The sequence below is a fragment of the Dongia sp. P2_B8 genome, assembly GCF_056404715.1.
The window spans coordinates 116417-129683 of the sequence record NZ_JBFUDM010000010.1 but is presented as its reverse complement, the minus strand read 5'-3'; the positions used below and the strand labels follow the sequence as shown (position 1 = coordinate 129683).

Sequence of the window (13267 nt, the reverse complement as noted above, 5' to 3'; positions counted from 1 at the left end):
GTCAGGCGACCCGCGACCAGCCGGACAGCTTGGCCGCATTTTCCTGCTCCAGAAGAACGTCATAGACGTCTTCATCGAGCACGGTCACTGAGTCCAGCAGCAACTGCTCGCGGCATTCTTCGAGATCGGGGTCGGAGAAAGCAGCGCTCAGCCCCTCGCGCAGGCTGGAAATATCCTCGATCGGCATGTTGCGGTTGGTGATGTATGGGAGGCACGGCGCCGATGCGGTCTGGTCGAGAATACGCAGGCCTGCGACCTCCTCTGGCGCCACGGCGGTCAGCAAGGTCCAACTGACGCAATCGACTGCGCAGAAATCTGCAAGGCCCGCTTTCACCAGCGCCATCGATTTGCGGTGAGCGCCGCTTTCAATCGCCTCGCGCAGCAGGCCGTTTGGAATACCCAGATTGGCGAGATAGAATTTCAGGATATTGCAGCCGGATTGTGAATCGTTGCCGTTGAAGGCCGCGACCTTGCCGGAAAGTTCGATGCCGCGCTGGATATTGTCGGCCTCGCGCACGATGATGAAGCTGCTGTATGTCGCCCCCTCGCAGCCCGGCGCTGTGTWGCCGGGTGTCGCCAGGTAGCGCACCTGCCCTTTCAGTTCATGGGTCAACGGAAAGCCGCAGGTCTGCGTCAACAGCAAGTCGGGCCGGCGCCAATGGGCGTAGAGATCGTCCGGCCGCGTCAATTCCTGCGGAATGTTGGTGATGCCTGCGGCAGCCAAATGACTGCGCAACCCTTGCCAGAATGCGTCCGTAGCGGCGCGCAGTTCGGGAAGATCATACATCGGAAGGGCCGCAATCATGCTGCTGGACTCTTATGCGTGAGGGGAATGATCAGAATGGCAAGGCGTTGCCGCCACTGGCGGGATACTGTGGCAATTGTCCGAGGATGTCGTAGCAATCGCCCTTGTCGGCGACGAAGATATGGTGGCGCGTTCGCAAGCCGGTCGGCAGATCCAGGAGGCCAGCGCAGATCGAGACCGCGTCACTACCGTTCATTTCCCAGAACAGCGACGACCCGCACTGGCTGCAGAAACCGCGGCGCGCTTCCGGCGACGAGATATACCAACGCAGGAATTTACCCCCGGTAAGGCCGATATTGGCCCATTTCGCCTTGCTGTAGGCGGGTGCATGACCATGCCAGCGGCGGCACTGTCCGCAATGGCAAACGCTGATGTCCCGCATCGGCCCGGTGAAGGTCAGGTGGACCGCGCCACAGAGGCATTGGCCGGTCCGCGTCGCGGGCTTGGTGGTAGGCTCGGGTTCCTTTGGTGCCAGCGTGATCGGTCCGGCATTGGCCGAGGACCCGGCATATTGCGGCAGCCCGTCCTCGATATCGTAATAGTCACCTTTGAACGCCACCCAGATATGCTTGTTCACCGTAAGCCCGGTCGGCGCCTCAAGGCTGCCCATGACCATGTCCAAATCGTTGCCTGCCATCCGGCGCCAGAAGAGCTTCGATCCGCAGGTTCTGCAGAAGCCACGCTCGGTGTCCGTGCCGGACTGATACCACTGCACATGCTCCTGGCCGCTCAGCACAACTTTTTCTGTGGCTGCCGAGGTGTAGACGCCCAGTGCCCCGTGCCAGCGCCGGCACATGGCGCAATGGCAGGCGGCAGGCGGCATCAGGTCACCCGACACCTCGAACCGCACCGCGCCGCACAAACATTGACCGCGAATCTGCCCCATCGCCGACCTGCCCTCCCATCCGGGGGTGAGCATAGCCCAGGGGTCATGACCCCACCAAGGGGCGCGCCGCGCGTGCAACGCATGGGGCAATAAGTATTTCTTCATTGCTGGTCTGGTACAATTTCGTTACCAATAACCCTAGAGAAACAACGCCCTTTCGAGGCACATGTCCGCCCAGTCCACGACCGCCGAGCCCTTGCGGGTAAATAAGGGTGAGATTGGCCGCCACGCCTATCAGGCAGATATCCCGACTTTGCTATTAGCAGCCGGGGTCTACGGAGCATTTTTCGCAACAACCTGGTTCTATCGCGATCTGCCCTGGTGGGCGGTCCTGCCGCTGGGCGCCTGCATCGTCTGCCTCCATGGCTCGCTGCAGCATGAAGCTGTCCACGGCTACCCCTTCAAGTCGCGCCGCCTTAACCGCTGGATCACCGGCTGGTCGCTCTGGCTGTGGATTCCCTATGACGTCTATGTGGCGACCCATACGCGGCACCATATCGACCAGGATCTGACCGATCCATTCCTCGACCCGGAATCGAACTACCTGACGGAAGCGCAATGGGCGCGAATGTCGCCCCTCCATCGCTGGGTGCGGCAGCGCATGCGCACCCTGGCCGGCCGGATGCTGCTGGGGCCGGCCTATTTCACCGTCTCCTCCATCCGCGAATGCTGGAAGGACCTGCTGACCGGCGACCGCTATCACATCGTGCCCTGGGTCTGGCACTTCGTCACCACCGGCCTGCTGCTGGTGTGGATCGTTGGCGTCTGCAACATCCCCTTTTGGGCCTATGTGCTGATGTTTGCCTATCCGGGGACCTCAATGGCCCTCATCCGCTCCTATGCCGAACACCGGGCGGCGCCGGACGAGAAGACCCGTTCAATCATCTGCGACGCCGGGCCGTTCTGGAGCGTCATGTTCCTCTACAACAATCTCCATGCCCTCCATCATGCCGAACCGGCACTTGCCTGGTACCGGCGCAAGGCACGCTACCGGGCGACCAAGGAGCGGCTGCTGGAGGAGAATGGGCAATATTATGTCCCGGGCTATTTCACCATCGCCCGCGCCTATCTGTTCCGGCCCAAGGAACCGATTTTCCACCCCTATAAAACCCACAGCGAAACGATTAGCTAATCGATTAGCTAATCGTTTCGCTGGCGGATTTCCGCGGTTTAGGCGGCGCGAATTTTCGACAGGAAAGCGTCGACCTGGCCGCGCAGATGCTCGGCTTGCTGACCCAGGCTCTCCGCTGCCGTCCGCACACCCTGCGCTGCGGCGCCGGTAGCGTCGGCCTCATTCGTCACACCGGCAATGCCCTCCGAAACGTCCCGGGTGCGAGATGCTGCCTGCTGAGTGTTGCGGGTGATTTCCTGGGTCGCCGCCCCCTGCTCTTCCACCGCCGAGGCGATGGCCGTGGCAATGGTGCTGACTTCGGCGATCGTCCCGCCAATGCGCTTGATGGCATTCACCGCCTCACCCGTGACCCCTTGCACCGCCGAGATCTGGGCCGAGATGTCGTCGGTGGCCCGGGCTGTCTGATTGGCAAGGGACTTCACTTCCGAGGCCACCACGGCAAAGCCCTTGCCGGCATCGCCGGCGCGGGCGGCTTCGATCGTGGCATTGAGGGCCAGCAGATTGGTCTGGCCGGCAATGTCACTGATGAGACCGACTACTTCGCCGATCTTGTTGGCGATGTCCGCGAGGCTCTGCACCGTGCGGTCAGTTTCCTTGGTCTCGTTGACCGCGCGGCTGGCGATGTCCGCAGCACTGGCAACCTGCCGGCTGATTTCGGAGATCGACGCGCTCAGCTGCTCGGACGCCGCAGCCACCGTTTCCACGTTGGATGAGGCATCGTTGGACGCGTTGGCCGCCACCTTGACCTGCTGGTTGCTGCGCTCGGTCGCCTGCGACATGCTGTCTGCGGTCTTCAGCATCTCCTTTGACGATGCGCCGAGAGCTGTGAGTGCAGACCGCATCTCGCCCTCAAACGCCTTGATGCTGGCTTCGACCGATTGCTGGCGTGCCGCCGCCTGTTCATGGCGGATGCGCTGATCTTCCTCGATCCTGGTCTTGTCGACAGCGTTCTGCTTAAAGGTGCCGAGGGCACCCGCCAACGCACCGATCTCGTCCCGACGGTCTGGGAAGTTGGCTTCGGCCGTGAGATCACCCCCAGCGACCTGGAGCATGGCGTCGCGTATGACGTTGAGCGGACGGATGACCCGACGCCCGATCAGGATCATGCTGCCAAGGGCCAGGCAAAGTGCACCGGCCAATAAGACAAGTTCGATGACGAGGTCACGTACCGCAGTGCTCCTCGCACTCTCCGCATACTCCTTGGCGCCGGTGAGTGCCGCTTCTGCCACGGCCAGCAGACTGGAAAGCCGGCTCACCGTGTAACCAGTCCATTCCGTGGTATCGAGTTTGGTCGGCTGACCGCTCACCAGAGCCTCGACTATGCCGTCCCGGGTGGCATTGTATTCGGGATCAAAATAGCTCTTCTTAGCCGCAGCCATGCCATCATTGAGGGCTGCTGGCAAAGCCGGCCCAATAGCCTGAGCCTCCAACGCACCCCACGCGGCTTCCGATGCTGCGACGAAATTATGATACTTCTGCACAACCTCGGGCGTGGCGGCGCCGGCCGTCATAGCATTCGACACCGTCAGCGAGGCGTCACCGCCGATGTTGCGCACCATCCACGCGAGCTGGCGCATCGAGAGCATCTGATCGATGAAGGCGTCCTCGTGCTTTACCACCGCGGTGAGTTTCTGGGACACCCCGTCCAGTGCCGCGAGCAGGTCCGTGGCTGTCTTCATATATTCGTCGGACATGGCGGCCCGGCGTTCCGCCTTGGGCTTTTGCACCGCTTCATGGGATTCAGCCTGAAGCTTGCCGATGGTGTCGGCCAGCGCGACCAGGTTGGGCAGGACGGTCGCCTTGTCCGGGAAATCGATATTCGGCAGGATTTCCAGAGCCGATTGGAGAGCCGGTATTTCGGCCGCCCGATTCTTCTCTAACGTCGCCATCGTCTTGTCATTGATTGGGGCGTCGGCATTAAGCGCGCGCGTTGTGGTCGAACGGTCGGTACGTAAATTGTGCATCGCACGGAAGGCGAAGGCCGAGGCGTCTGCCACCTTCACGATCCGGCTCGTACTGCCGACCCGCTGCCACGACTGCCAGGCGCCGAACGCCAGCATCAGGATGACAATAGCGGCCAGCGCCGTGATGACCGATTTAATGAGTGTATTTGCCGATAGAGAATTGAGCATCTGAAGGTCTCCTCCCGTGATGCTCTTTCTCTTGCCATACACCTGTTAAGATTTGGTGGATTGCGGGCCGCTTGATGTTTTTTGATTGCCTTTTCAGCGAGTTAGCCAATGGAATTATATTAATGGTAGGCACAGACCCCAGGAAATGACTCTCTATTAGTTGAGTCATTTCCTGCCTCCGGCCTCCCCCTGGTTCAGGCGAGCGCACCCAGATCGAAAGGTAGCGAGCGCAAGCGCTTGCCAGTAGCGGCAAAAATTGCGTTGCCGATCGAGGGTGCCAAGGGTGGCAGACCGGGCTCACCGATCCCGGTCGGGGCCTCGGCGGATTTCACGATATGCACCTCGACCACCGGCATTTCCTTGATCCGGGTCGGTTCGTAATCATCGAAATTGCTCTGCTCGACCACCCCGCCCTTCAACGTGATGCGGTTGCGCAGAGTGGTCGACATGGCAAAGCCGATGGCGCCTTCGACCTGGGCTGCGATCACGTCCGGGTTGATGGCGATGCCGACATCGACCGCTGCTACGATCCGGTTGACCTTAAAACCACCTGCATGGGTCGTGATGTCGGCCACCATGCCGACATAGGAGCCGAAGGAATGGTGCATGGCGATGCCCTGCCCGCTGCCCTTGGGCATCTCCTTGCCCCATGCGCCCTTCTCGGCCGCGAGTTTCAAGACACCCGCCTCGCGCGAGCCTGCCTTGAGATTGGCCAGGCGGAAGGCGAGCGGGTCGACACCAGCCTTGTGAGCCAGTTCATCCATGGTGGTTTCCATGACATGGGCGGTGTGGCTGTGGCCCACCGAACGCCACCACAGGACCGGAATCTCGGTCTTGGCATTGTGCACATCGACCGCGAAGTTCTCGATCGTGTAGGGCGTTTCGGCCACTCCTTCTACCGAGGTCGCGTCGACCCCGTCCTTGACCATCATGGATTCGAAAGCGGTCCCGACCAGGATCGACTTTGCGACGATCGTGTGCTGCCAGCCGGTGATGCGGCCATCCTTGAGGCCGGCCTTCAACTTGTGCAGCACCATCGGGCGATAGAAGCCGCCCTTGATGTCGTCCTCGCGAGTCCAGACCAGTTGCACCGGCGCCTTGCCGCCGATGGCCTTGGCGATCTGCGCTGCCTCCACCGCCCAATCGGCCGCGGCATTGGCGCGGCGGCCGAAACTGCCGCCGCCAAGCAGGGTGTGAATCCTTATCTTATCCGGCGTGGTGCCAAGAACCTGGCTCACGGCATAATCGTCGATGCTCTGAAACTGGCTACCGCCCCATATTTCGGCACCGTCCTTGGTGAGTTCGATGACGCAGTTCATCGGCTCCATCGGCGCGTGCGCGAGGAACGGGAAGACGAACTCCGCTTCATGTACGTCGCCGCCGGTCCCGAGTGCCGCCGCGGCAGCGCCGCGGCGATCCGCCTTGAGGCCGGGCGTCGCAGCAAGGCTGCGATATTCGGCAAGAATCTCGTCACTCGACCGACCTTCCGATTTGTCGAGTTGCCAATCGATCTTCAGCGCCTCGCGCCCGCGCATCGCCGACCAGGTATCCTTGGCCAGCACCGCGACACCACTCGGGATCTGTACCACATCGACGACGCCAGCCACCTTGCGCGCGGCGGTTTCGTCAACGCTTACAACCGTGCCGCCAAAGCGCGGCGGCCGGGCCACCATGGCGACCAGCATGTTGGGCCGGCGGAAATCGAGTGCGAAGATGGCCTTGCCGGTGGTTTTCGCAGGCGTATCCAGGCGTGGCAACTTCTGCCCGATATATTTCCAGTCTTTCGGATCCTTCAGCGCGATCTCTGCCGGGACCGGTTCTTTCATCGCCGCTTCGACAAGCTCACCGAAGCGCGCCGATTTGCCGGAAGCATGCGACAGAACGCTGTTAGCGACAGTGATCTCACCGGCCGGCACGTTCCATTGCTTCGCGGCCGCCGAGACGAACATGGCGCGGGCGGCGGCGCCGACCTGGCGCATCTGCGTCCAGGAATTCGCCATCGAGGTACTGCCGCCGGTCCCGATATAGGAACCGAAGAACAGATTGTTGAATACCTTCGGATTGTTGGGTCCATGGTCGAAGCGCATCTTCGACCAATCGGCATCCAGTTCCTCCGCCACCAGTGTGGAAAGGCCGGTGCTGACCCCCTGCCCCATTTCCAGATGTTTCAACAGCACGGTGACCGTGTCGTCGCTGTCGATGCGAAGAAAGAAATTGGGGTCGATAGCGGGCTTGGGCGCCGCCGCCTCGCCTTCCGCCAGAGCAAAGCGGCCGAAGGGCACGAAGGCGCCCAGAACAAAGGTAGCCGAAGCGACGGCAGTGCCCTTCAAAAAGGCGCGGCGCGAGGCATGCATGTCGGATTGGTGCATCTTCAACATCGTCATCCTCCCTTAGGCCAGTGACTTGGCAGCTTCATGGATGGCGGCGCGGATGCGCTGATAGGTGCCACAGCGACAGATATTGCCTTCCATGCTGGCATTGATGTCGTCGTCCGTCGGCTTCTGATTTTCGGTCAGGAGATTGATCGCCGACATGATCTGGCCAGACTGGCAATAGCCACATTGCACGACGTCGAGTTTCTGCCATGCGGTCCGCACGGCCTGCGCCACTTTGCCGGCCGGACCGTCTTTCGGCAGGCCTTCGATCGTGACAATCTCGCTGCCCTGCACGTCACCGACCATGGTCGAGCAGGAGCGATGCGCCTCGCCGTCGATATGGACCGTGCATGCGCCGCATTGCGCAACACCGCAGCCGAACTTGGTCCCGGTGAGCTCCAGCCGGTCCCGCAGCACCCAGAGCAAGGGCATTTCCGGTTCGACATCGAGATCATGAGTCTTGCCGTTGATGGTCAGCGTAATCATGCGTCTCTCCTCACATCGTCTGACGGGACATCGTATGACGGGCGGCGTCCGTTTTGGGCGGTCATTTCGGGCACTCGCTGCCGCCGGCCAACCAGGTCTTCACATGCTCGACCAATTCCGCCCGCGGCATCGGAACGGCTTCACGTCCCGGGCCCGGATGCCAGCCATAGCCGACCAGTTCATCGTCGGCGAAATGCGCAATCATCCTGTCAGCGTCGAAATTGCCGTTCCGCTTGGGATCGCGCAGCTGCCGACAGACGTCGCCGGATGAAAGCCCCTGCCAATTCATCTCGAGGGGAGCCAGGGACCAGCCCGGCGCACCAGGTACACCGGATGTCGGGTTGTTGCCCGTCTGGCTATGACAGGTGGTGCAGCGCATGCCGGTAACACCCATATTGTCCTCGCCCCGCACGACCAGCGGCACATGCAAGCGGCGGCTATCGCCTTGCCGTGGGCTCTCCACCTGATGGCAGTTCAGGCAGCGCGGATTTTCGAGGACCGTCGAGATATCGGTCCAGGCGGCAAGGCTGTCCGCCGCCGAGACTTTGGTCTCAGCATTGCTGGAATTGATTCCGATGGCCCAGATGAGAAGCGCCATACCCATAGGCGCGGCAAGGAATAGAATGGCGAGGTTGCGAAGACCAAACTGCGCAGATCGCATCAGCGGCTCCTATTGGCGGATCGCCTCAATGCATGCCGCCAAATAAACCATTTGGAGCAGGCGATGGGGCGACTGGCTGGATTCAGAATACTCAAGAACGTGGATAACAGTTCATCACGTTTTGCCGGCGGTCGGAATGCACAATGCTATCGCAAGATTGCACGATACTCCTGTGCTTCCACCGCCACGCAACAAGCCGGTACCGCGTCAGTATCGATCGGCGTCACCTTCCGGCGACAACGGCCAGACCGGTGAGGTGCGACCATTGATGGTCAGGCCCCCGGAAGCTGCCTGTACGACATATTCCAGGAAATTGGCGGGAAAGTTCAGAGCCGGCTTCGTGAGGTCATTGAGTTGCACGATCATCTGCGGCGTGGGTTGAACATCCAGCGCGCCGATATTGTCATCAAGCTGCTGCAGGGTGCGGGCGCCGATGATCGTCGACGAAACGCCAGGCCGCCCCTGGACCCAGGCAAGTGCTAGGCGCGATACCGTCGTGCCGAGCTCCTGCGCCATCGCTGACATCGCATCAATGAGTACATAGGTTTTCTCGTTGAGCGCTGTCGTGACCCTCTCGCCGCGTCCGGCCGCGTGGCTGCCGTCATTCTCCCGCCGGTACTTGCCGCTGAGCGCACCGCCTTTCAAGGGTGACCAGGGGGTGATCCCGAGCCCCAATTCCTGCGCCATCGGCACAAGTTCGCCCTCGACTGTACGTTCCAGCAGTGAATATTCGACCTGCAAGGCAATGAGCGGTGCCCAGCCGCGGAATTTTGCCACCATCTGCGCTTCGGCGCATTTCCAGGCGGGCGTGTCCGAAAAACCGGCGTAGCGGATCTTGCCGCTGGTGACGAGATCGTCGAACGCCCGCATCGTTTCCTCGATCGGTGTGGTCGAGTCCCACGCGTGCATCCAATAAAGGTCGATATAATCCGTCTGCAGGCGCCGCAGCGATTGCTCGCAGGCTGCAATGATGCTCTTCCTGTTGGCGCCGCCGCCGTTGGGGTCGGTGCGATAGAGATTGCCATAGAATTTCGTGGCGATCACGGTACGATCGCGCTTGTCTGAATGGCGACCGAGATGATCGCCGATGATCTTCTCGGAATGCCCCTTGGTATAGACGTTGGCAGTGTCGATGAAATTGCCGCCACGCGCGAGATAGGCGTCAAGAATCTTGGTGGACTCGTCGACCGATGAGCCCCAGCCCCACTCTTCGCCAAACGTCATGGTGCCGAGGCAAAGCGGCGAAACACGCAGGCCGGAACGGCCGAGAGTCACATAGTTGTCAAGCGCCATGGGCAGTCCTCAAAATTGAGATGGAAAGCGCATGCATAAGATCACGGGCGCGGCCGTTGCTGAATGCCTGTTCCTATCGCAAGTTTGCACGATCCTTTGAGATAGCCCGTCATACCTCGCAGGAACGCCTCGACGTCACGCGAGTTGCCAAAAGGATGCCAGTTTCCTACAATTTACGTGTAATAAACGTGCAAATAGTAACTGAGATATAGAAATGTCCAAGAGAGGCGTCATATTCGTAGTTCTCAGTGTTCAAGCGCTGTCATCCGCGATCTTTCCGGGCTACGCCGCCGGTGAAATGATCTATGGCGCTTCGCACGCATACCCAAATTATCGAGAATTGATGATCGCCATGTTAGATGCGAGAGATCTCAATATGCCTGCAGATATTGAACATAGGCTCAACAGCTGTGGGGCAGATGTAGCCGTTGAGTATCTGACTCAAGCCGAACTAGCGCGCCTGGATAGTTGGGCGCAGAGGAAACAAAAGCTGGATACGGCGGATCTCGAGAAGATCAACGCCGACGTAGGGAAACGATACGGCGGGCGGAAAGGAATGGAAGTGTTGATGCGTCAGCATTGTCCTGATGTATTCCGAGAAGCAGAAGCTTTTAAAGCAGCGAACGACTGATCTTTTCTCGCAGGTGTGGTCGGCGAAGGAGGCATAAGGCTCTCTGATCCGAACCGGTCTCGCGCAAGCGAGTCAGTGCATCGGTATCTGCCCCAACTCTCCTCGCGCCTCGCCTATCAGGTCTGTTTCACGCCGCCTTCGGCTTTGCGCCTGGCGACGAAATCCTTCAGTGCATCGTCAATGGCCGGATCGATGGCCGGCTGTTCGTATTCGGCCAACGCCTGCTTCCACAGAGTATTGGCACGCTGGGCGGCGTCCTGCGCGCCGGCGAGGCGCCAGGTTTCGAAATTGCGCCAATCGGACACCAGCGGCGAATAGAAAGCTGTTTCGTAGCGAGCCAGCGTGTGGGCCGTGCCGAAGAAATGGCCACCTGGTCCCACATCCTTCATCGCATCGAACCCCAGAGCATCTTCGGACGTGTCGAGGGGCAGCAGGAACTCGGACATCGACTGAATCATTTCGACGTCGATGATCATTTTCTCGAACGATGCGACGAGACCGCCTTCCATCCAGCCGGCACCGTGCAGGATGAGATTGGCATGCCCCATGACGGCGCCCCAGAGGGACATTTCCGATTCATAGGCCGCTTGTGCGTCGACCGCATTGGCCGCACAGGCATTGCTGGAGCGATAGGGGAAGCCGTAACGCCTGGCAAGCTGGCCGCCGGCCATGGCGGCGCGGGTATATTCCGGCGTCCCGAAGGCAGGCGCCCCCGTCTTCATATCGACATTCGAGGTGAATCCGCCATAGGCGCAAGGCACACCCGGATTGACCATCTGGGTGAAGGCAATGCCAGCCAGCGCTTCGGCATTTGCCTGTGCAAGCGCGCCGGCGATGGTTGCCGGTGCCATCGCACCGGAGAGCGTGAAAGGCGTCAAGACGATCGGTTGGCCGGCCTTGGCCATGGCTTGCAGGCCCTGCAGCATCGGCGTGTCGAGCCGCAAGGGAGAGTTGCTGTTGATGATCGAGAAGACGCTCGGTTCCTTGGCCAGCTGCTCCTTGGAAATGCCGCGTGCCAGCGCCATCAGTTCGATTGCATCCTCAATGCGTTCATTGCCGAGCGAATATGGATGCCAGACTTTGTCTGTCAGGGTTGCCGCCATATAGAGCGCATCCAAATGGCGTGTGTTCGGCGGCAGGTCTGCGGGCTCGACCGGATAGCCACCGAGGAACTGCACGGCGTTGAGCGACTGGGCAAGGCGCACCAGATTGCAATAATCCTCGAAATTGCCGGGGCGGCGCCCCTTGTCGAGATCGGACACGTTCGGTGCCGAGGCGACCGAGCCGAAATTGATGTGGTTGGCACCAAAGGTCAGATTGTGCGCCGGGTTGCGGGCATGGAGCACAAAGGTCTTCGGCACGGTCTTGATTTTTTCCATGATCAAGGCCGGATCGAAGCGGACACGCTGCGAGCCTGGCGTGACCTCCGCACCATTCTCCTTCAGGATGCGAAGCGCGTTCTCTTCCAGGAATTCGATGCCGAGTTCGGAAAGGATGCGCAGCGACGTCCGATGAATGGCTTCCACCTGGTCTTCGCTGAGGACGCGGACGGGATCGTAATTGTTCCGGTGGTTGCGCCACGGAAGCTGCTTCAATCCCTTCGCCTGCCTGGTATTGCGGCGACCGCGCGCTTCCCGCGCTGCTTCCCGTGACATAATACGCCTCTTAAGAGTTAACTTCTGTCGCCAACCTAGCAAAGCCGGTCGCCAACCGGTGCATTGAAAGTCTCATCTGCTCATTCCGGCGGATCATCAGGTCCGGAGGGGCATTTCAGGCCGGAATAGCAAAACGGCGCCAACCCGTTGGGGTGGCGCCGTTTCTCTCGTTTTATTGTGTCATGCCCGTATTGTGTCATGCTCGGGCATAACGATTTTCTTCTAGTTCGCGGAAGCAACCTCGGGGGCGCCGACGCCTTCCTTGAGGTTGATCTTCTTGCTAGACGTCTGACCGGCCGTGATCACGATCGGCTCGCTGCCCCACAATTTGTCGCCGAGGCGCGCAACCGCAATATAGCGACCTTCCCGCAGCATGACGGTCGGTTCCGCCTTTTCACTGCTGGTGACCAGTTCATAGACACCGGGCGCATTGGGACGCAGGCGCAGGATCTGCCAGGTCAACGCTTTGGCCGTGGTCTTCTCCTTCTTGGACTTCAGCGCGGTGAGCTTCACATAGCCGGCATAGAGGTTCAGCGTATATTTCAGCGACTGGCCGGCCTGGATCGGGATGACAAGGTCGGCCTGCGTGCCCTGGAAATGGGCGCGCACGACATAGCTGCCGCCGGGCAGGCTGAAGATCCCTGTGGCCGCCGTCTTTTCAGCAACCTTCTTGGTCTCGTCGGTAGCACCCTTTTGATAGGTGAACACTTCCCACAGAACCGGTTCCTTGACAGGGTTCTTGCCCTTGCTGAGCTTCATATTGATGGAAAGCTGCGCCGGCGGGCCGGCATCGGGCTTCTTGGCAGCGGTGGTGCCGGCCTTCGCAGGATCTGCCAGCACGAGCGAGCGCGTCGTCGACGATTTGCCAATCATGATCGCCTGACTTGCCTCGGTCTTGCCGAGCTTGGCCGTTACCAGATATTGGCCCGGATCGAGCTTGGCGATCAGGCGCGGGCCGTTGCCGGTGATGGTCGGTTTGGCTTCCGGCTTGCCGGACTCCTTGTTGACCTTCACCACTGACCAGGCGATCGCCTCTTTGATTTCGGGGCCGCCAGCGCGTTCGACGGCCAACAAGGTGACGTCGGCAGCCTGCGCGGCAGTGAGAGAAAGACCGAAAACGACGGCCAGACTGGCGCAAAAAATCGCCAGCGAAGGAATCAGTGAGCGCAAAGCCCGCCCTCCAGCAGTTGGAGCAATTTAAGGAGGGTTAG

Annotated in this window: 11 protein-coding genes; 2 read left to right on the top strand and 9 right to left on the bottom strand. The window is 60.5% G+C overall.

Translation table 11 applies throughout. The annotated features are described in order from the left end of the window. Window position 1 precedes the first annotated feature (1 nt). Both AC1DWZ_RS23350 and AC1DWZ_RS23345 read right to left on the bottom strand, forming a co-directional pair. Window positions 2–805, bottom strand: a complete 804-nt coding sequence (locus tag AC1DWZ_RS23350; protein WP_477171359.1) for a phosphate/phosphite/phosphonate ABC transporter substrate-binding protein — start codon at window positions 803–805, stop codon at window positions 2–4. 31 nt (window positions 806–836) lie between these two features. Continuing rightward, on the bottom strand, window positions 837–1691 hold the full coding sequence (locus AC1DWZ_RS23345; protein ID WP_477171358.1) for a GFA family protein: 855 nt from the start codon (window positions 1689–1691) through the stop codon (window positions 837–839). Window positions 1692–1857: 166 nt separating this feature from the next. Between AC1DWZ_RS23345 and AC1DWZ_RS23340 the strand changes: the two genes are divergently transcribed. Continuing rightward, window positions 1858–2823 (top strand): fatty acid desaturase, encoded by a 966-nt coding sequence (locus tag AC1DWZ_RS23340; protein WP_477171357.1) that lies wholly within the window; start codon window positions 1858–1860, stop codon window positions 2821–2823. 38 nt (window positions 2824–2861) lie between these two features. Here the strand turns inward: AC1DWZ_RS23340 and AC1DWZ_RS23335 are convergent, their stop codons facing one another. From AC1DWZ_RS23335 to AC1DWZ_RS23315, 5 genes are all read right to left on the bottom strand, one after another. After that, entirely contained in the window at window positions 2862–4955 is a 2094-nt protein-coding gene (locus AC1DWZ_RS23335; protein WP_477171356.1) for a methyl-accepting chemotaxis protein, read from the bottom strand. Window positions 4956–5149: 194 nt separating this feature from the next. Further along, the gene (locus tag AC1DWZ_RS23330) at window positions 5150–7333 is read right to left on the bottom strand and encodes a xanthine dehydrogenase family protein molybdopterin-binding subunit (RefSeq protein ID WP_477171355.1); all 2184 of its coding nucleotides are present in this window, start codon (window positions 7331–7333) and stop codon (window positions 5150–5152) included. A 12-nt stretch (window positions 7334–7345) separates the two neighbouring features. Then, window positions 7346–7816: a (2Fe-2S)-binding protein gene (locus AC1DWZ_RS23325; RefSeq protein ID WP_477171354.1), complete on the bottom strand. Its 471-nt coding sequence runs from the start codon at window positions 7814–7816 to the stop codon at window positions 7346–7348. A gap of 61 nt (window positions 7817–7877) precedes the next feature. Then, complete coding sequence (locus AC1DWZ_RS23320; protein ID WP_477171353.1) at window positions 7878–8477, bottom strand: hypothetical protein; 600 nt, start codon at window positions 8475–8477, stop codon at window positions 7878–7880. Between the two features lie 207 nt (window positions 8478–8684). Next, window positions 8685–9770: an aldo/keto reductase gene (locus AC1DWZ_RS23315; protein ID WP_477171352.1), complete on the bottom strand. Its 1086-nt coding sequence runs from the start codon at window positions 9768–9770 to the stop codon at window positions 8685–8687. 214 nt (window positions 9771–9984) lie between these two features. On the opposite strand from AC1DWZ_RS23315, the gene AC1DWZ_RS23310 reads away from it, so the two are divergent. Further along, window positions 9985–10401 (top strand): hypothetical protein, encoded by a 417-nt coding sequence (locus tag AC1DWZ_RS23310; protein ID WP_477171351.1) that lies wholly within the window; start codon window positions 9985–9987, stop codon window positions 10399–10401. Window positions 10402–10517: 116 nt separating this feature from the next. On the opposite strand, the gene AC1DWZ_RS23305 is transcribed toward AC1DWZ_RS23310, so the two are convergent. Beyond that, window positions 10518–12056 carry a trimethylamine methyltransferase family protein gene (locus AC1DWZ_RS23305; RefSeq protein WP_477171350.1) on the bottom strand — a complete coding sequence of 513 codons (1539 nt, stop codon included), beginning with the start codon at window positions 12054–12056 and terminating at the stop codon, window positions 10518–10520. A 222-nt stretch (window positions 12057–12278) separates the two neighbouring features. Then, entirely contained in the window at window positions 12279–13226 is a 948-nt protein-coding gene (locus AC1DWZ_RS23300; RefSeq protein ID WP_477171349.1) for a hypothetical protein, read from the bottom strand. Between the last annotated feature and the right edge of the window lie 41 nt (window positions 13227–13267).